Origin of the sequence: Caballeronia udeis, from assembly GCF_001544555.2 — a bacterium.
Lineage (GTDB): Bacteria > Pseudomonadota > Gammaproteobacteria > Burkholderiales > Burkholderiaceae > Caballeronia > Caballeronia udeis.
Genome location: NZ_FCOK02000072.1, coordinates 16,393 through 35,130, shown reverse-complemented (window position 1 = coordinate 35,130; position 18,738 = coordinate 16,393). Strand labels below are relative to the sequence as shown.

Annotated in this window: 17 protein-coding genes and 2 pseudogenes; 12 read left to right on the top strand and 7 right to left on the bottom strand. The window is 58.3% G+C overall.

Going from position 1 to position 18,738, the window contains the following annotated elements; translation table 11 throughout:
• Window positions 1-44: 44 nt before the first annotated feature.
• The 6 genes from AWB69_RS35140 to AWB69_RS35115 form a co-directional block, all read right to left on the bottom strand.
• The gene (locus AWB69_RS35140) at window positions 45-926 is read right to left on the bottom strand and encodes a copper resistance D family protein (protein WP_062091401.1); all 882 of its coding nucleotides are present in this window, start codon (window positions 924-926) and stop codon (window positions 45-47) included.
• A 1-nt stretch (window position 927) separates the two neighbouring features.
• On the bottom strand, window positions 928-1,308 hold the full coding sequence (locus AWB69_RS35135) for a copper resistance CopC family protein (protein ID WP_062091400.1): 381 nt from the start codon (window positions 1,306-1,308) through the stop codon (window positions 928-930).
• A gap of 14 nt (window positions 1,309-1,322) precedes the next feature.
• Window positions 1,323-2,219 carry a hypothetical protein gene (locus AWB69_RS35130; protein WP_062091399.1) on the bottom strand — a complete coding sequence of 299 codons (897 nt, stop codon included), beginning with the start codon at window positions 2,217-2,219 and terminating at the stop codon, window positions 1,323-1,325.
• A 108-nt stretch (window positions 2,220-2,327) separates the two neighbouring features.
• Entirely contained in the window at window positions 2,328-2,708 is a 381-nt protein-coding gene (locus tag AWB69_RS35125) for a DUF2946 domain-containing protein (protein WP_062091398.1), read from the bottom strand.
• 163 nt (window positions 2,709-2,871) lie between these two features.
• The gene (locus AWB69_RS35120) at window positions 2,872-3,216 is read right to left on the bottom strand and encodes a cupredoxin domain-containing protein (RefSeq protein ID WP_062091397.1); all 345 of its coding nucleotides are present in this window, start codon (window positions 3,214-3,216) and stop codon (window positions 2,872-2,874) included.
• A gap of 36 nt (window positions 3,217-3,252) precedes the next feature.
• The gene (locus AWB69_RS35115) at window positions 3,253-4,197 is read right to left on the bottom strand and encodes a metallophosphoesterase family protein (protein WP_062091396.1); all 945 of its coding nucleotides are present in this window, start codon (window positions 4,195-4,197) and stop codon (window positions 3,253-3,255) included.
• Window positions 4,198-4,585: 388 nt separating this feature from the next.
• Between AWB69_RS35115 and AWB69_RS49820 the strand changes: the two genes are divergently transcribed.
• From AWB69_RS49820 to AWB69_RS35080, 7 genes and pseudogenes are all read left to right on the top strand, one after another.
• Window positions 4,586-4,732, top strand: a complete 147-nt coding sequence (locus tag AWB69_RS49820; protein ID WP_231937334.1) for a DUF4148 domain-containing protein — start codon at window positions 4,586-4,588, stop codon at window positions 4,730-4,732.
• 280 nt (window positions 4,733-5,012) lie between these two features.
• Window positions 5,013-5,816: an MFS transporter gene (locus tag AWB69_RS35105; protein WP_082913726.1), complete on the top strand. Its 804-nt coding sequence runs from the start codon at window positions 5,013-5,015 to the stop codon at window positions 5,814-5,816.
• Between the two features lie 726 nt (window positions 5,817-6,542).
• Window positions 6,543-7,082: a sigma-70 family RNA polymerase sigma factor gene (locus tag AWB69_RS35100; RefSeq protein ID WP_062091395.1), complete on the top strand. Its 540-nt coding sequence runs from the start codon at window positions 6,543-6,545 to the stop codon at window positions 7,080-7,082.
• Window positions 7,082-7,867, top strand: a complete 786-nt coding sequence (locus tag AWB69_RS35095) for an anti-sigma factor family protein (RefSeq protein ID WP_062091394.1) — start codon at window positions 7,082-7,084, stop codon at window positions 7,865-7,867. Before AWB69_RS35100 ends, AWB69_RS35095 begins: the two co-directional genes overlap by 1 nt.
• Window positions 7,868-8,069: 202 nt before the next feature.
• Window positions 8,070-8,212 (top strand): annotated as a pseudogene (locus AWB69_RS48190) (IS6 family transposase); the annotation flags it as partial.
• 1,057 nt (window positions 8,213-9,269) lie between these two features.
• Window positions 9,270-10,967 carry an adenylate/guanylate cyclase domain-containing protein gene (locus AWB69_RS35085; protein WP_063977975.1) on the top strand — a complete coding sequence of 566 codons (1,698 nt, stop codon included), beginning with the start codon at window positions 9,270-9,272 and terminating at the stop codon, window positions 10,965-10,967.
• 368 nt (window positions 10,968-11,335) lie between these two features.
• Complete coding sequence (locus AWB69_RS35080; protein ID WP_062091392.1) at window positions 11,336-11,563, top strand: hypothetical protein; 228 nt, start codon at window positions 11,336-11,338, stop codon at window positions 11,561-11,563.
• Between the two features lie 110 nt (window positions 11,564-11,673).
• On the opposite strand, the gene AWB69_RS35075 is transcribed toward AWB69_RS35080, so the two are convergent.
• The gene (locus AWB69_RS35075) at window positions 11,674-11,886 is read right to left on the bottom strand and encodes a hypothetical protein (protein ID WP_062091391.1); all 213 of its coding nucleotides are present in this window, start codon (window positions 11,884-11,886) and stop codon (window positions 11,674-11,676) included.
• A gap of 156 nt (window positions 11,887-12,042) precedes the next feature.
• On the opposite strand from AWB69_RS35075, the gene AWB69_RS35070 reads away from it, so the two are divergent.
• The 5 genes and pseudogenes from AWB69_RS35070 (at window position 12,043) to AWB69_RS48185 (ending at window position 18,736) form a co-directional block, all read left to right on the top strand.
• Window positions 12,043-13,086, top strand: coding sequence for a patatin-like phospholipase family protein (locus AWB69_RS35070; protein WP_062091390.1), 1,044 nt, complete (start codon window positions 12,043-12,045; stop codon window positions 13,084-13,086).
• Between the two features lie 883 nt (window positions 13,087-13,969).
• Complete coding sequence (locus tag AWB69_RS35060; protein ID WP_231937333.1) at window positions 13,970-14,179, top strand: sporulation protein; 210 nt, start codon at window positions 13,970-13,972, stop codon at window positions 14,177-14,179.
• A gap of 917 nt (window positions 14,180-15,096) precedes the next feature.
• Window positions 15,097-15,430: pseudogene (locus tag AWB69_RS35050) on the top strand (DUF3734 domain-containing protein); the annotation flags it as partial.
• A 697-nt stretch (window positions 15,431-16,127) separates the two neighbouring features.
• The gene (locus AWB69_RS35045) at window positions 16,128-17,801 is read left to right on the top strand and encodes an FAD-dependent oxidoreductase (protein WP_062091386.1); all 1,674 of its coding nucleotides are present in this window, start codon (window positions 16,128-16,130) and stop codon (window positions 17,799-17,801) included.
• A gap of 797 nt (window positions 17,802-18,598) precedes the next feature.
• Entirely contained in the window at window positions 18,599-18,736 is a 138-nt protein-coding gene (locus tag AWB69_RS48185; RefSeq protein ID WP_156529068.1) for a hypothetical protein, read from the top strand.
• The last annotated feature ends 2 nt before the right edge of the window (window positions 18,737-18,738 follow it).

Sequence of the window (18,738 nt, the reverse complement as noted above, 5' to 3'; positions counted from 1 at the left end):
CGTGACGTCACGAGCGTCGCCGATACGGAAACGGTGTATGGCGGTTAGCCGGCCGCGGCAGGGATGCTGTGTCCCAGAACCGCGGCCGCCGTCAGCACGATGAGCATCAGGACGGCCTCTACCTTTACTAGCCGCATAAAGACAGGTAGTGCACGAGAATCGCCCATGCGTATGCGTTTCATGAAGGCGAAGCGATTAATCGCCCCGATCGTGATGACCACAATCACAATTAGCACCTTCGCTTGCAGCAGTTGGCCCCAGAGGCTGTTGGTCAGCGGAGCCAGCGATCCGCCGAGTCCGCGATACGCATTCATGAGGCCGGTCCCGATCGCGAACAAGAACGTGAGCGTTGCCACGTTCGACAGTCGCGTGATGTGCGCGACAGCGTTCGGCGTGACCGTAAATGTTCGTCGTAACGGCCAAGCCGCAGCGATAACTACACCCGCCCATCCTGCTGTCGCCAGCAGATGGATGAAATGCACCAGTTCTGCAGCCGAGAAGTTACCAGCATCTGCCGCGTGCGTCGAAGCGGCATGGGCGAGGGCGACAACGATCAATCCGGTCATAAGCAGACTCGTCCAAGTCGACCTTTTTTTTGCCGGGCGCAGCGCAAACGCCGCGATCAATGCGGTGAATCCGGCTGCGGTTCCAATCGTCCACATTAGCCCAAAGTGTGACTTCGTGATCACGAGCGGAATCGCGGGCAAGGCATCGCCAAGTGTCATGCCAGACATCACGCTCGCCTGCAAAGGCAGATAGAGTCCTTGCAAGGCGAGCCACACGACAAGCATTGTCCGCATGGCACGAAGGCGCACTGCGCCTCCAACGGCGAGTAAGGCGGATCCCACCGCAATCGCGAACGCAATGTCAGCGCCGGCAGCTAGCACCATCTGCGCGATGACGGGCGAGTCGAAGGTGTGTTGCACGCTATTTCACGTCGAATGAATAGTCGCCATGGGTACGATGCCCATCAGAGGCCACAGCGGCCCAATGTACGGTGTAGTGACCCGCCGATAGAGAAGGCAGGGGGACGGAAATTACCGTCGGTTGCTGAGCATCAACGGCGGCTTTTACGGTGTTCACCTGCTTACCGCTGGTATCAGTTACCGTCAAAGTGCTAAAGGACGGCTCCAGTTGCCCGTCAAATGCAATTTTGATCCGCTGGGGCGACGCGACCGTTGTGCCGGCTCCTGGCTCCTGCTTCTGCGGGAAAACATGAGCGAACGCAACGCTGGCGAGGCAGAGCGCCGCGACAGACGCAAGACACTTCTTCGCTAGCTGCCGACAAACGTTTCCGTGCTCTTTCATCGTTTGCTCCTTCATCACTGGAATAGCGGCTTGCCGATCGTAGTCGGCGCTACATCGTCAAAGAAAATGTGGGCCTGCATCAGGATACCCACGCGTGAACCGCTCGCCCGGTTGATTGGAATCTGAGCCTCGATGCCAAATTGACCGTAGCGGTTGATCCAGATGAGGCCTGGGTTGACGGTCCCCGTCGTCTGGCCCTGGCTTCTCGACAATGGGATTTCGACGAGCGGGATAGTGTTCGCCAGCGGTTGCGGCAAACCGATGTCATGCACGTGCTGCTGTAGATAGGGCAGGCTGTATTGCGCCGTAAAACCATAGTTGAACGCGTTAGGTTGCCCTGCGCCAGTGGCTAACGCGGGGCCAGCCTCGCCCGTCACGGCGATCGGACGCAAATAGGCAAGTGAATCAGGCAGATCGCCAAATCCCTTGCCAACGAACACTGTCGGAGAAATGGTCGAAAAACTGGCGGCAATTGCCTTGCTTCCTGTGCCACCTAGCTCTGCATTGACGCCGATGGACGACATGAATTCGTGCGGCTCGTTGACATACAGCAGATACTTCAATCCAACCCCAAAGTTATCAAAGCCGCGGGCCGTCGGATTGTTTTGCAACACATACGTGCCATCGACCGATAGCGCCAGCCTCTGCGTGATCAGCTTGTCATATTCGAATTGGAAGGTGTTGATGCTTTGATCGCCGTTGTCACCGGGAACGCGTTGATGACCATATTCAAGGTTAGCTTCGTCACCTACGCCGGGATCGTCCACGGCGAGTGTCGACGGAAACACACGGTCTCCAGCGATCGCGTGAGCGGTGGCGAGCGAGGGCATGAGCAGGGTTGCATTTGCTGCAGCCGAAACGATTGACGCCGCGAGCAACGGTTTCCCGCGGCGCGTTGAAATGATATGCATGGTTCTGGTTCATCCTTATTATGGGTCGTAGTAAGCCCTCGCGCATCTGTGAAAAAACGTGCGACGACATCGCGATGCGGTAAATGCATCGCTTCGGTGTGACTCAAATCAGGACGAGACTGGAGGAGCCCGAGGCTGCGAGGAGGTGATCGGTTCGATGTGGCGGACGCTCTCGAAGCGAGCCGTTACGCGGTGCGCGGCTGCCCTGACCGTGATGGCGAAAGGCGCTTGCACACTGGGCACCACTGGCATGTGCGCAAGCAGACTGCAATAACAGCAGGTCTGCCCGTCGGACATCAATGACTGCGGACCGGACTTGATGTCTGGCACATGGTCTCGCATCGAAGGCATGGAACAATGCGCACTCGACACGGTGTTCACACGTCGACTCGCGGCGAGCGCTTGCGAGACCGTCGGCGCGAGCGTCGCCATCAGGATCGCAAGCAATCCTAAAATGCCGCCAATCTTCCGGTGGAAACGACTGAGCATATGCCAGGCGGACGCAGATAATGCAATGACGATAGGGCGCGCTTAATGGGAAGGTGTGAGCGCCGCCAAGGCCCGCGATCAAGTTCGCGACGGCCCCGTCCTCGAACCTCGGCTTGCAAACGGTCTCCCGATTTCGCGCGGCGCTAGCTCCGGTAGAGCGTACTTACTGGACGGTAATGGTCTCCTTCATATTCGGGTGTATGCCGCAGAAGATTTTGTAGACACCCGGTTTATCGAAGGTGTACTTGTAGGTGTCGTTCTGATCGAGCGCGCTGGAGCGGAATAGGCCGGAATCGTTGACAACTGTGTGCGGTTCGCCATCAAGATTTTTCCACGTCACGGTCGAGCCGGCCTTGATCGTGAGCGACATCGGCGAGAACATGAAATTCTTCAAAACAACGGCGTTGGTCTCCTGTGCTTGCACGACGGAGAAATCAGCGGATGCCGCCATGAGCATCCCGACCCCGAGGGAGAGGAAGAAGGCGCGGCGAAGAGCGGTGGTTAACATGACGTGGTTCCTGGTTGGTGAGCGCGATGTGGAAATTCAGACGAGTGTCGTGTCAGAGAGCGTCGCTTTGAGCGGATGGCGCACGATCTTGATGCTGGTCACGCCAAGCATCTTCGGAAGCTGATCGCTCGCCACCTTCAGCGGCCCAGGTCCAGGCCCGTTGCCGGCCGTCGGTTGCGGATAGGCCGTCGAGCGCGCCGTATGGAAGGTGATATTTCCTTCCACCTTCGACACGATCTGATGGATATGTCCATTCAGGACCGTGACCGAGCCGAAACGCTTCAGATAGCTCATCGCCTGGCCAGCATCGCCAGTGCCCCAACCCCACGGTTCGTAGATCGTCCACATCGGCATGTGCGCAAAGACGACAATCGGGGTGCTGGACGAGCGGCCCTTCAGATCATTTTCCAACCAGGCGAGTTGGTCGTCGCCCAGACCACCCAAACCGTTTGGCTTGAAATGCATGACATTGACGAGACCGATAAAGTGCACGCCGTTGTGGTCAAAGCTGTAATAGCCTTTGTTGTCGGAGGCTTGGCCGAAACGCTTGAAGTATTCCGTTCCTGTCCCATCGGTCACATCATGTTCGCCGGGCACGGTATGCAACTCGGTGATATTCAAACCTGACATCAATTGGGCTGCCAGGTCGAACTCTTCCGCCTTGGAGAGATGCGTAATATCGCCCGTGTGAATCGTCAGCGCCGGCTTGATTGGCATGGCGTTCACGTAGTCAATCGTCTGCTTGAGCGTGCCCGCGACGTCGGGATTGGCTTCCTTGTTGAAGCCAATATGAGAGTCGCTGATCTGGAGGAACAGGGGGATCCCCGAGGCAACTGACGAATCCTTCGCCGTGGCGGCGAGAGCCAGGTCCACCGGCGCGAGAATACCGCCGGCCAACACAAATACGGTGCCCACGCCACCGAAAGCGAGACATTTCAACGCGCCGCGACGGGATGGATCGGATGGAAGATTTGACGACATAGTGACCTCACGAATAGATTCAAGAGGTAGATCGCCGGAGTATCCGACGGGCCTTTTGAATGGGTTCGATAGCTAGACTGTCGGGCCTTTCGTTTTATTCCAGGATGCGTGACATTTCGACTGAGGCCGTGGGTTCCGCGTGACCGGTTCCCGTCCTGGTTGACGGCAGTGCCCGCTTAACTGGCCGTGCACCTGGGTAGCATTGGCCAGGTGCGTCGCGACGACGTGATCAGACCGCTGGCGGATACGGACCTGCTGTCTGATGCTGGTTAGCCACTGCCGAGCTGATTTAACGGACGCTCAATGTTTTTATTGAAAGCGCGGGAATATTTTGCGAGGAACCGGCGTCTATTCATTGCAGATCGCACAACAAGCTCAGGGGGCTGCAATGAAGAAATTTTCCATGATCGCCACTTCTCTAGCGGATTTCACGTCGTCGAGCGCGTTTGCTCAAGGTAAGACCCGCGCCGAGGTCACTCAGGAAATGATCGACCCGCAGCAGAACAGCCTGAACCACATCACCGAAACCTCGTAGCCAGACGTCAACCCCCCGATGTTCACGGCGCAGGTCGCCCGCATGAGGCAGCAGTTGGCGCAACAGGATGCAGCCATAGGGAACAGCGCCGCCAATTAAACAGCAAGCGTATCGTCCCGACTGCCCAGGCGTAGCGGATGTTGCGCGAGTTGTGAAGTAAGCAGCGAATGGAACTTGGGGATAAGGAAATCGGCTCGGCTGTTTTGTTGTACAGAGCGTCGCTTTGACTAACCAAGTCGATAGCAGGCCTCACGCTTTCGATACCTTGAGGAGCGTTGACATGAAAATATTCTTCGAGAGAGTGAGCGTGAAGCATCGTAAGCTGGCGGCGCTCTTCGCGATGTCAGTGTTCGGCGGCTTCGCTATGTTCTCGCTGCTGTTCGACGTCCCACTCTTGTTCCAGGGAGGCTTTGGCATGTCTCCGGTCCACTCCGGCATGCTGATCACCCCCCTCGTAATGGGCACGACCGTGGGTAGCACTATCAACAATCGGATTGTCACGCGGGTCAAGCGAGCTAACATCACGATGTATGCCGGTTTTGGCCTGTTCACGATCGCCTGCCTCTGCGTGATCGCCATCACGAGCAAGATGCCTCATCTCGTCTGGGTGATGTGCATGGGCACCAGCGGGATCGGACTCGGTTTGGTGGCGTCGAACCTCACGATCTTTTCACAGCAAATTGTAGCGCGCGGTCATCTCGGTGCGGCCACCGCGTTGCTGCAATCGCTTCGGACTTTGGGCGGCATCCTCGGTACCGCGATGACCTGCTCGCTGCTAAGTCACTTGTACGTGCGCGGTGTGCACAGCTCGCTGGACTCCTATCAGGCGATGCAGTGGTTCAAGTCGTTCGCGAGTCCGGCACTGATGATCGACCGGACAGAGCAGGCGGCGCTGGTCAGTCGACTTGTCGAGGCAGGCCACGCTGGCGATGCAATCATGAATTCGGCGCGCAGCGCACTTATTGAATCGATCCACGTCGGTCTTGCGCTTGCAGCCGCAGCGGCGCTCATCGGGCTGTGCATCACGTGGTTTGTGCCGCCGGTGCGAATGAGCGATCTCAATTTCAAAGTGCGGGGCGAATAGCGGTGGCTGAGGCTTGCATCAACGCCGCCGGCGAAGGCCGGTAGCCTCTTGCGCAAGACGATGTCGCGCAGCGGACTCTAACTGCATTCTGTTGCAACCAGCCACCGTTCAGCTTGTCGATTCAGTGCGCCTCAAGGGTTCGCTTGGCCGGACTCACGCCCGCTCTTGACTCGCCAAACCGCCCACCGAGAATTCGAAAGAGGCACTACTCTTCTATCTGAAGCGGCTGTGATCGATGTGGAGGCGCAGCGCGAGTCGGCATCGCGTCCGAAATCGCGGCTTGCGGCGCTGGAGCGGGGCGTCGGTTACGGGACAGGTCGCCCGTGAAGACGATGAAGTCAGCTCGTTGCGGGAGGCGTTGTTGACGCCTGAGACGGCTTTCTGCCGGGCACCGTGTGCGTTGGGTTTTAGCACCCACTCAAAGCCACGGTTATTGTCTGACAGTTGTATGAAAAAACGTCGGATTGTCTGCCGCACTAGCCCAGTCCGGCAGTCGACCACCCGATCAGGCCGGAGGCGAAAACGACTCCGGCAAGTCCGACTGGGTAGATGAGATTGCGTATGTTGAGGGTGTTCTTCGCATAGGTCTACGGATCACTTGACCGGTGCTTGTTATGCCTGAACAACTTGGGATCTGTTTGTGGCGATGGGTCCGGGAATAAAAATGGCATGCCGGCGGTCTATTAACTGTCGGTCACGGATTGCGGATACTGCAGGAATTTGACAATGGCCGATCCAGTCAACGCGCAGCGCTTTGAGAAGCTCGTGTTACCTCATATGAATTCGGCCTTCAATGTTGCGCGATGGCTGACGCATAACGATCAGGATGCCCAGGACGTCGTACAGGAGGCGTACCTTCGCGCGTTCAGATTTTTTGGCGGATTCCGCGGCGAGGATGCCCGCGCCTGGCTATTGAGTATCGTGCGCAACACCTTCTACACGTGGCACCAGCAGAACCGGGGCCACGCGGCGGACACCACCGAGTTCGAGGAAGACATGCATAGCCTTGAGACGAGTACCGCGGAACACGACGACAGCCCTGAGGCAATGCTCATACGCAGCCAGAGCCAGAAGCGGGTGCATAAGGCGCTGCAGAGTTTGCGGCTGGAATACCGGGAGGTGGTCGTGCTGAGGGAGCTTGAAGAATTGTCGTATAAGGAAATCGCCGCCATCGTGGGCATCCCGATGGGCACGGTGATGTCTCGCCTCGGGCGCGGACGCCAGCAACTCGCGGCGCTGCTGGCACCGACGGATCAGGAGGCGTGATGGACCACGAACAGTCGTTTGAACTACTGCCAGGCTATATCGACCAGGAACTGAGCCTGTCCGAGGCGCTCGAGTTCGAGCGCCATCTTTCCGGCTGCGAAGAGTGTCAGCGGGCCTACGAGGAGCAGCGTCAAGTCAGCGTGCAGCTCAGACAGGCTCATTTGCGCGTAGAGGCGCCGGCGGAGCTGGTGAAGCGTATCAAGGCTGCGTTGCCAGGCCGGCGCTCGCTCTGGCAGCGGATGGGCGACCGATTTGGTCAATGGAGCGGTGGCGGATCGTTGGGCTGGGCTCCGGTTGGCGCGATGGTGATGAGTGTGGTCGCCTTGAGCTGGAGCGCGGGGTTGTACTTCTCGGTGCCATCGACCGAGACGCGCCTGACTCAGGAACTCGTGGATAACCATATCCGTTCGCTGCAGTTCAATCACCTCTCCGATGTGATTTCAACCGACAAGCATACTGTCAAGCCCTGGTTCAATGGCAAACTGGACTATACCCCGCCCGTGGTTGATCTTGCGCAGCAGGGGTATCCGCTGGTCGGCGGTCGGTTGGACTACCTGAATGGGCGGTCAGTAGCTGTGATGGTATATCGCTACAAGCTGCACCCGATCAATCTTTATGTATGGCCGGGTAGCGACGCGGGCGCCACGCCTCACATATACGAGCAGCAGGGCTATCACCTCGCCCACTGGAGTGCTGCAGGGATGAACTACTGGGCAATTACCGATGCCGGCGACAACGAGTTGAACAACTTCATCGTGGACCTGCGTGCGCATGCCGCATCCTAGCCGTCGCAATGCGGTAGGCGCACGGTTCCCTGCCGCGTTGCATTAGACACACAATCAGGGCAAGGAATACCACAAGCTTTACTCACATCCTCAGCTCGTGCTGTCTTGAGATAGCCTGCAGCTTGCGGCGGACCATCTCGCGTGTGGCGAGTATGCTCACCGGCCTTTCCACGTTGGTGGGCCTGTTACGTAAGATCGCGTGATGAAGAAATCGAAATCGCTTTATCACGGCCACCGCTTCCCGGCAGCGGTCATCAGTTGCGCCGTGCGCTGGTATTCCACTTTCAGTTGAGCTTGCGCGACATCGAAGAGTTGCTGTTCGACCGCGGCGATGTCGTCAGCTACGTCCCGAAGGAAGTCCCGTAGGGATGAACCAATTCGGCGCTGGTGCGACAAGCTACCAAAAAGGGTGCGAGTCGGGAATAAGACAGACACTGCTGTGGTCTCCTCAGTGTACGCCGCACGTCTGATTTCCATCGCCAGGCAGTTCGGCGTGAGTGCCGAGCGAGTGACTTCGGCGATCTGGCGCATTGCCTCTTGACCCGAGGAAAGTGTGCGAGCAGGGGTTGCCCGCAGCACGATTGCCCCTCTGAGGAAAAGGTCCGGCGCGACAAGAACAGCAGGTCGAGTGGCGACCATATGATAAGGATAACGTCTCTTATCCAGCAGAGCTAGGCTGCACTCTGATAAGCTCGGCAGCGCAGCAGAATCTGACGAAATTCGCCAATTCTGTTAGCGGTATTGCTTGGTCATGCTAGCTAAAAGGCCCCGAAGACCACGGACAAATAAAGCCGCCAGCCAACAAACGCAGCTTTCTGGCGCATTGCGTTTCAGTGACGGTCGCATGGCCGATTGTTCATTAATTTTGCTAGCGCGTCCTACGTACCCTTTAATTCCGTAAATGCGTCGGATGGTCATCCCCCCTGGCAGCTATAACGCACAAATAGCGATGGAGGTGCGGGCAGATTGAATGTGGCATGTTTTAGGGCCTGCGCGATAGGCTGTCGGGAAAAACCGTCTAACGCGTAGTCGCGTAAAGTGGCGTGTGAAGGCAGCATGCCACCGGGCTAGAAAAATTAACAAACTTCAACATCAGGTCCGCTGACACCTGCCCGGTAACCTTGCTTTCGCAGTAGCCGACGGAGTCGCTCTGGACATACACCGCCATACTCTCTCAATCAGAAAAATGGTTGCGAGGCTCATGGACCAGGTCGGGCCGCGCGACGACAAGCGTGGCCAGGTGATATTCAACGGCCGACTGTCCGCCTCGGAAACCGCCGCAAGCACGCCGCGTGGGGGAAGCAGGAAAATGTATTCCACATGCTGGTGCCGGGCCGGCGAATACCCGGCTTGTGCCACTCGAAAAATTGCCGATGTCTGATCGAGAGGGGGAGGGTAGAGCATGTCGCGCTTTCCCAGTTTTCGGAGGTTGCGGCCGGCGGGAGTGCGATCGGTCCGGCTGACCACCGGGTTGGTGCTGTTCACCTACGTAGGCACGCACCTCCTGAATCACTCGCTGGGGAATATCTCACTCGCCTGGATGGAGCGCGATCTGCTTGTGCAGAAGTTCATCTGGCAGGGATGGCTTGGAACGGGCGTGCTGTATTGCGCGCTGGTGACGCATTTCTTCCTGGGTCTGTGGGCTCTGTACGAGCGGCGCTCCGTGCATTGGACTCCGGGTGAGGTGACGCAGCTCGTCCTCGGCTTATGCATACCGCCCCTGCTAGCCAATCATCTCGCGAATACTCGGGTCGCGTTTGCCGAGTTCGGCCTGAACAAGGGTTACGCGCAGTTGCTGTACTCGTTCTGGATCGCTTCGCCATTCTTTGGCCGTGCACAGTTGATGCTGTTGGTGGTCGCGTGGCTGCATGGATGCTTCGGTATCTGGTTCTGGTTGCGGTTGAAACCATGGTTTGGTGCGTGGCGGAGCGTGCTGCTGAGTGTCGCGGTGCTGCTCCCGGTGCTCGCGCTGCTAGGCTTCTTGCAGGGCGGACGCGAAGTGATCGCGCTTGCGCAGGATCCCGTCTGGCGCGCCTCGGCGACTCGGCCGTCGATCATCGGGACTGGATTGCAAAATCTCTGGCTCACCGATCTGCGCAACGACTTTTTGTTCTTCGATGGTGGTGCGCTGCTGCTGGTACTCGCAGCGCGGCTAGTGCGCACGGTGCGGGAGCGCCGCGTCGGGCGGCTCTGCATTGTGTATCCAGACGGGCGAAAGGTATTCGCGCCGCTCGGATTTTCGGTGCTAGAGGCTAGCCGCATGGCCGGCATTGCCCATGCCAGCACGTGCGGTGGCCGCGCCCGATGCACCTTGTGCCGGGTGCGCGTGCTCAGCAATGTACCGCTGCCCGCGCCGGCCGAGGCGGAGCAACGTGTTCTGGAGCGGTTGGGAGCTGACTCACAGACAGTGCGCCTCGCCTGCCAGTTGCGGCCGATCCATGATCTCTGCGTGTGGCCACTGGTGCCGCCGGGCGCATCCACGGTCTTCTTGCAACGGCGCCAGCGGGACGTCATGCCGCAAGAGCGATTCGCGGCCTTCATGTTCGTAGATATGCGCAATTCCACACAGCTTGCTGCGGCACAATTACCGTTCGACAGCATATTCGTGGTCAGTCGGTTCCTGGGTGCGGTCTGCGCCGCAGTGGTCCAGGCGGGCGGCCTGCCAAACCAGTTCCTGGGAGACGCTGTGCTCGCGATCTTTGGCTTACGCAGCGAGCCGGCCGTCGCTTGTCGCCAGGCGCTCAGCGCGGTGCCGCTGGTTGCAGCCAATATTGACGAACTCAACGCTGCGCTCGAGCAGCAGCTGCAAACGCCAATCCGGTTTGGCATTGGGTTGCATTGCGGCCGGGCCGTAATGGGTGAGATTGGGTTTCGCGAGCATGTGACGTTCACAGCGATTGGCGACCCTTTGAACGTGGCCTCGCGACTTGAGCAGTTAACAAGAGAGATCGGTTGCGAGGCTATCGTCTCGGAACAGGTGTTCCAGCATGCCGGCGTTTCGGCCTCAGGCCTGCCGCAGCTTGCTGCACGTCTGCGAGGCCGCGATGACCCGCTACCCGTCCGTGTCCTGTCCAGGGCTGCGCAGATGCCTCGGGCCTGACACTTTGAGATATTGAGCCGGACATGAGGATAGGAACGACACGATCGTGGTGACTGAGGACCGACCGAAACGCAGGCACGCCGCGAATCGAGTTCGAGTATGCGGCGCGCGGAACCGGGTTCGCCACTCGTCGTGCACCTGAGCAGCACTGATTGCCGACAGGCGCCACGTCAAATCACCGGGGTCGCGTCGTGCGTCGCGACGACGTGATCAGAACGTGTGACAGATACCGCCCGGACCGGCTGCCGAGCTGATTTAACGGACGCTCAATGCTTTTATTGAAGGCGCGGGAATATTCTGCGAGGAAACGGCGTCTATACATTGCAGATCTCACAACAAGCTCAGGAGTCTGCAATGAAGAAATTTGCATGATCGCCATTTCTCTAGCGGATTTCACGTCGTCGAGCGCGTTTGCTCAAGGTAAGACTGTCGCCGAGGTGAGTCAGGAACTGATCGAACCGCAGCACAACAGCCCGAACTACATCACCGAAACCTCGTACCCGGACGTCAACCCGATGTTCACGGCGCAGGCCGCCCGTATGAAGCAGCAGTTGGCGCAACAGGAGGCAGCCACAGGGAACAGCGCCGCCAATTGAACAACCACGCCGATTCTTGGGCCAGGGCGCGTCTGATCACACAGTATCTAGCCGGCGACAAGACGAACCGGCGCGCTGCGGGTGTGCCGGACGTGTCGTTCAATAGCGGATCAAACGGTCTTGCCCAGGATCACGTTGGCGCTTTCCCCTGAGAGCATCGTCGCGAACACGCAGACCCGGTCATCAACCACGCTCTCAAGGGCACTGCTTTCAAGGTGATCATCGATACGTCCCGGCTTAAGGGCGCGGGCGATGGCGACATGAGGTCGTGCGTCGCAGCCTGCAACGTAGCCCTTCTTTTCGGATACCTTTGGTTCACGCAAATGTTTTCGCAGGGCGCGAGGATGGGCGTGAGCGGCGATTCTTTTCGGAACTCGGCCAAGCTGGCTTGCCGCCGGCTAATCATAGGCATGCCAGAACGGCCGGGACAGGTGGGTAATCGGGGGGCGTGGCTGGACCCGACATTGAGGAGGTTGTCGATGGTTACAAAGAACAGAAAACCGCCGAGCGTGCAGAAGACGATCGCACTCGCACTGCAAGGCGGCGGGATGCACGGAGCGTTCGCCTGGGGCGTGCTCGACCGACTGCTGGAGGATGGCCGACTTGAAATTGAAGGCGTCAGCGCGACTAGTGCAGGTGCGATGAATGCCACCGTGCTGGCCTACGGTCTGCTAAAGGGTGATTCCGGAAACGCGCGCCAGGCGCTGCATGACTTCTGGCGCGCCGTTGCACAATCGGCAGAGAGTTATAACCCCTTTGGCAAGATACCATGGTTGAAAGGCACCCACACGCTTGGGCTGGACCACTCGCCCATGTATCTATTGGCGGACATCATTCTTCGCATCCTGTCTCCGTACCAATTCAATCCCGGCAACATGAATCCGCTGCGCGAGATACTGGAGCAACACGTCGATTTCGCCGCGCTGCGCAGACATTGCCCGATACATCTACATCTGTGCGCAACTAACGTCGAGACCGGAAAAATACGCATCTTTTCTGGCCAGGATATGTGTATGGAGGCGGTGCTTGCTTCGGCCTGCCTGCCAACACTGTTCCAGGCGGTAGAGATCAACGGCGAATATTACTGGGACGGGGGCTATGTTGGTAACCCGGCAATTTTCCCGCTGATCTATCACTGCAGAACACGCGATGTGGTGATTGTCCACATCAATCCGATTGTGCGCCCCGGCGTACCGACCAAGGTGGCCGACATCCTCAACCGCATCAACGAAGTGAGCTTCAATTCGTCACTGATGCGTGAGATGCGCGCAATCGCCTTCGTCACCACGCTGATCGAGCAAGGCAAGGTTGAACCCGGGGGGATGAAGGAAATGTTGATCCACTCAATTCGGTCCGACCAGACAATGGCGGCACTAGGTGTGTCGAGCAAGTACAACGCCGACTGGGACTTCCTCTGCTCGTTACGTGACAAGGGACGGACCGAGGCCGGAGCATGGCTCGAGGAAAATTACCACCACATCGGCCAGCGCTCGAGCGTTGACATCAGGAAGCAATTTCTTTAGGCAATAGACGGTGATTGAAGGGGTGCGAATGTCCCGTTTTTCAGTCGTGCAGTCGGATGCAAGCGCTTTTTACTCATAGGTGAAAATGATCGCCGGTGGACGGATGCGTTCCATTGACGAATCCTGATGGGACGTCTCCCGCTCGGCGTTCACCGCGTACAGCGCGGCCAGATTAGGGCCGCTTTATCGATGGATGGTTACCGTCGCGTCGCTTCGATTCGAATGGTCCGAAAGGCAGCCCGTTCGCGCTCGCTATGGAAATCGTTGCGCGTACTTCAACTTGCGTGAGATCTACCCTCAAGACCATCGCCAGGACGACCCTATTCAATCCATCTTTCAGTTCGAAGCTGGAATAAAATGCACGCGACTTCGGTAAAGGCCAAGAGAGCATGGCAGCGATCAAGCAGACAGTCTGCCTGGAAATTCGCGGTGCATGAACGAAATGCGCCGAGCCGGCGCGGGCCTGAAGGCAGGAGAGCACCGCGATGTTCGAGAGCAAGTCCACCAGCAAAGAAAACTCAGCCCCACCGCATCTCGAGGCAGCATGCGACCTCGCGCCGGCGGAAGCGGGGTGTCAGGGATGCCGAAAATCTGGACCAGGGCGCCTATCTGCGTGTAGTTCGTTTCTTCGACGGTTCCCATGGCGACAATGCGCTCGGACGGACGCTTGTGACTGGGCACACCACCTGGTTCACGAATGGCAACGACGGCGCCAGACCGATGACAGCGCCTCCGTAATTAGAGGGGTTCCGTCAAGCCGATCAACAGAGTTCTGGCGGGAACCACGTCGGATTCGTCGCAATATGTAAGCCATTCGAGACGCAAGGTGATCTTCGTGCGGATGCGCTCCCTGTCCAGTACTCGTGTATGCCTGAGGTCGATGATGAAATCGCTGCTGAGCCACCATGAGATTGCCATTCTGTTTCTACTGCTCGATGCGCCCAACCAGGTCGCTCCTGGTGATCCAGATGCGATCGCTCTTCAAGAAGCGCGCCTTGTCGAAATCGTGTCTACGGCTTTCGACGATGGCGGATTTCGGCTGACGCCGGCAGGGGCGGAACTACTCCGTCGTCTTGGTATGACAGCGAGTTGAAGAACTCGCATATCAGATGCCAATTTCTGATCGCGGGCGGGAAACTGCGTTGGCATGCCGCACCGATTGAAAGTCGGCGCGCGGCGATAGATTTGCTTATGCAGCGCTCGGGATGGACGAGTATCTGCCGGATATCCGAAAGGCCGAACGGCCTTCTGAACGAATTCGCGCGGCGTGTAAGCTTCTGACGAGTACACCGCTACCCCGATGGCCATGTTTGGCCGCACTTGCAATTGCTAGCGCCAGCTCACGTTGCCCTCGACGGCGGCTTGATCTGCGAGACTGAGCCAAGAACAGTGGAAGTCCGGGAATATACCGCTGCTCGCGAGAGTTATGTCTGTATGGCAGTGCTGACTGTGCGACGCTGGCCATATCGACCTTAACCTTCGGGGTGAGCCTTGCAACGGAAGATGCCGTGCATCCGAACCCCATTCCAGCAGGAGTCTAGAATGAATAAGTCCCGCATCGTTTGCGCTCTGTGCGTCGTCTTGACGCTTGCATTTTCGTCGCTGGTAACGGCCTGCTCATCGGAGAGTGGCATGGGTGCATCCAGTACCAGCAGCAGCGCAGGTAGCACAGGTGGCTACTGAGTGCCACTGTCAGATTGAGATCCTGGTCCGGCCTGCTGCGGCCGGCAGGCATCGAACAATCCTTAGCATCAGGGGACATTCAGGTTACGCTCTTGAGCGTGCGCTTTCCGGCAGAGCGACCTCTCAGGGTGAGGAAGGCAGTAATGGCCTTTCGTAAATGAATGGCTTTGCAGAGCCAGCAAACGGCGAATAAAAGGTCGCCCGACAACCGTGAAATTCCCGGTCCTCAAAAAAACTGACCAGGTGTTCCGCCCACGAACTACGTCCGTTTGGCCGCGCCGAGCATCGCTCGATACGTGACTCACGACACGATGAAGGTCGCCGGCGCCGCCCGATCTGCTCAAGACCGATCCGCATTTCGTCTCGCTGAAGAAGCGGCGGACGGCAGTGCGATCAATGTGGTCCACCTCATCTACAAGAACAAGCCTTATGAGGGGCACTACAAGGACTATGAGTTCAGCATCGACACAATGCAGGAGCACCGGGAAAGCGGTCTGGAAAACATCCGCGATTCATTCGCTCATCGGGAGTGGTTCGATGTGCCGAGCCGCGAACAGTGTTCGTGACGCACGACGTGCATCGCCGGCTTGGCTCTGTGCCGCAGTCTGATCGCGAGATGCCTGAATTGCCTCTTGGCGTGGAACGAAAAGCCGCTGCCTGAACGGGCGCGCATCGGGAGGTCGCCGGATTCAGCGTATGCCATGCGAAATACGAGGGTTGCGATTGTCGTAGTTCAAGGCTAAGTGCAAGTGTCTGATCACAGTCAACGTTGAGATGTGGTGGTTGATTCGTTGCTAGCATCCTGGACGAGATACGAATCTCTTTCAGGATGCAGATCGAACATGCCCAAATCGACGATGGAGTCATTCTCCTGTCCGCAGGCAAACAAAGTCAGATTCGCGTCCGACATGCGACCACGGGGGGGCGCGAAACGCTATTCCAATCGATACAGGCTCGGCTATAACCGATCGATCGGCGTATCACTAGGAAAATCCGCTCAGAGCCAGGTAACAGAAGTTCGGTCTAACAGCCGGACGCTTGGACGATCCTGCGCGACGACGATTCTCGAATTGCTGCCCAGTAGACCGCTGATTTAAGTTCGGCTCGCGACAGTCGAAGTCACCATCGCTCTTGATTCGCACGAATGCCCGACACGGGGCACATTTCGGCTACTGGATCGTACTCGTCAAAGAGACGATAAAATCGAGAAAATACCCTTGTTGTAGCTGGCATCAGGTGCCGCGATACATGGTCCGCAGAGAGCGGCTCGATCGTGTGTCGCAACCGGAGATATCATACCCCTTGTGGATGCAGCAGTTCCACGAGCAGGATCACGTCTCAACTTGATGGAATCCGCCATGGGCAAAGACTCTTCAGGCAATCCCAACGAACTGTCGTCAGGTGGCAGCCGCTACCATCAGGTGTATCCCACGCTCGATGAGAGGCAACTGGCGATATTGGAGGGATACGGCGAGCGACGCAAGCTCAAGCCCAACGACATCCTCTATTCCGAAGGAGACCGGCACACCGGGATGTTCGCCATTCTCTCGGGAACGATCGAGGCGTCCAGAGCGTCCGTTCAGGGCCCCCTATTATTGGGTACACATGGCCCAGGCAGTTTCACCGGCGAGGTCGCCACGCTCGCCGGCCGGGCTGCGGTCGCAACGACACGCGCAATCTCCGATTGCGAGGTCATCGTCATTGATGAGGAATCGCTCCGCGCGCTCGTGATCGCTGAAGCCGAGTTGAGCGAAACGATCATGCGCGCGTATATCTTGCGCCGGGTCGCTTTCATCCAGGGCCAACACGTAGGCGTGGTGGTGATTGGGAGTACGTCCTCGGGCCCCACGCTACGCCTGCGCCATTTCCTGAGCCGCAACGGTCAGCCCTCGGCCTACTTCGATATCGTCGATCACGCCGAGGCGAAAGAACTCCTGAGGCACTATGACGCAACGGAAGCCGACCTTCCGGTTGTGATCACGTTGCAAGGCTCTGTGCTGAGACAACCCAGCCACAGGGCCGTCGCGGACGCAATCGGTCTGAGTCCGGACAGACTCAATGGCGAGCACTTCGATCTCGTGGTGGTGGGTGCGGGGCCCGCAGGTCTCGCGGCCGCGGTGTATGCCGCATCGGAGGGATTGAAGGTGGCGGTTCTGGATGCCAAGGCGCCGGGAGGCCAGGCCGGCACCAGTTCGAAGATCGAAAATTACTTTGGCTTTCCGACTGGCATATCGGGGCAGGCGCTAGCCGGCCGCGGCCTGTCGCAATGTCGCAAGTTCGGTGCCGAGGTCGGCGTTCCGATCGAGGCGTTGACGATCGACTGCACGGACACTCAATCGTTTCACATTGGCCTCAATCAGGACGAATGCGTTTACGCTCGAGCTGTCGTCATTGCAACCGGGGCGCGCTATCGGAAGCCGGATCTTCCCCGTCTTGAGCATTTCGAGGGTCGAGGCATCTACTACAGCGCGACCTTCATGGAGGGCGCGTTCTGCAACAACGAAGAGTTGATTGTGGTGGGCGGCGGGAATTCGGCCGGACAGGCTGCGGTATTCCTTGCGAGGTTCGCGCGTCGTGTCCACGTCGTAATTCGCGGCGACGGACTCAGTGCAAGCATGTCGACCTATTTGATCAGACGAATCAACGCGGCGGCCAACATCACGCTTCACGCGCGGACGCAGATCGCCGAGTTATGCGGCGAGTCGAGACTCGAGGGGATACGGTGGGATCGGCAGGGACAGATTGAGCACAAGCCTATCCGGCATGTTTTCTTGTTTCTCGGGGCCCAGCCCAATACCCGGTGGCTTGGCGACTGTGTTGCCGTGGACAAGGATGGGTTTGTGCTGACAGGCGCGGATACCGGCGACAAGTGGACGGCAGACCGGCCGCCGCATCATCTCGAGACAAGCCGGCCCGGCGTCTTTGCCGCCGGTGACGTGCGGAGTGGCTCCGTCAAGAGAGTGGCGGCTGCCGTGGGAGAGGGGGCCGCCGCCATTCAGGCCGTTCACCAATATCTTGCAAGTCGAGGGTGACGTGGGTCGAGCGCTACCCGAATTGTTCGCCATGGAGGGGTTCAAGTCTCCCTTGTGGATTACCCGCATTCGCATTTTTCGGAAGCGGCAATTGGGGAGACCTAACCGGCAGTTCCATGGATGCCCCGATTTGCACCGACTTTCAGACATTCGCTGATCTTGGCCGAGGGCCCGAGTAACGCCCAGTTTTCTCGCGAGCTGACGCTCGCAGGCGCGCACTCGCAGGCCTGCTGTTGCGGCAATAACGCGGATTGTCACGGCAGGGAGCTGGAGGCGTGTCCCGGAGCCCACCTTCGGTGACGCGCCGTCCCGTGCTTTCATACTTACGCGCTATGCATCTGACCCGGACAAGATAGCTGCGATAGAGACAGGCTTTGACGCTCACATGACGAAGCCGATGGACGCCACCAACCTGGAGGAATTTTTGAGACGCGCGGGCCTCGAAGAAGCCAGCCGACTAGCTCACATTGACTGAGCGGGCAGCCCCCTGAGCGTCACTCCAGTGTTTGCGCCACGAGCGCTGTTTCACGGAGAGATTTGTTGGATCCCCACAATCGACGCTTCGTCGGTGTTGTTGACGAGCAGATGCACCACGTCACTTGCATCTGTAGGAACGTTACGCAGACCTGCTTATAAAGACCTTGGATCGATAGCCCACTCGTTACCAGTCGAGTCTCAGTCCGGCCTCTGTCGCCCGATGCCGGTCATCGTCGTCCGCATGCAGGTACTGGCTGGTCGTCGAGATCGATTCATGCCCCAGATTGTCGGACCTGGTGAAAATAGGTGGCGTGGCCGAGATGTATCTTATAGATATGGATACCTTATCGATTGAACAGGACAAGATTCCTGGCGGCGAGTGCAACGATGTCCTCGAGCGCGAAAGCGGAGAGGTCGAAGTACCTCTTGCGAATGCGATGTATCAACTCGATGCCTGAAA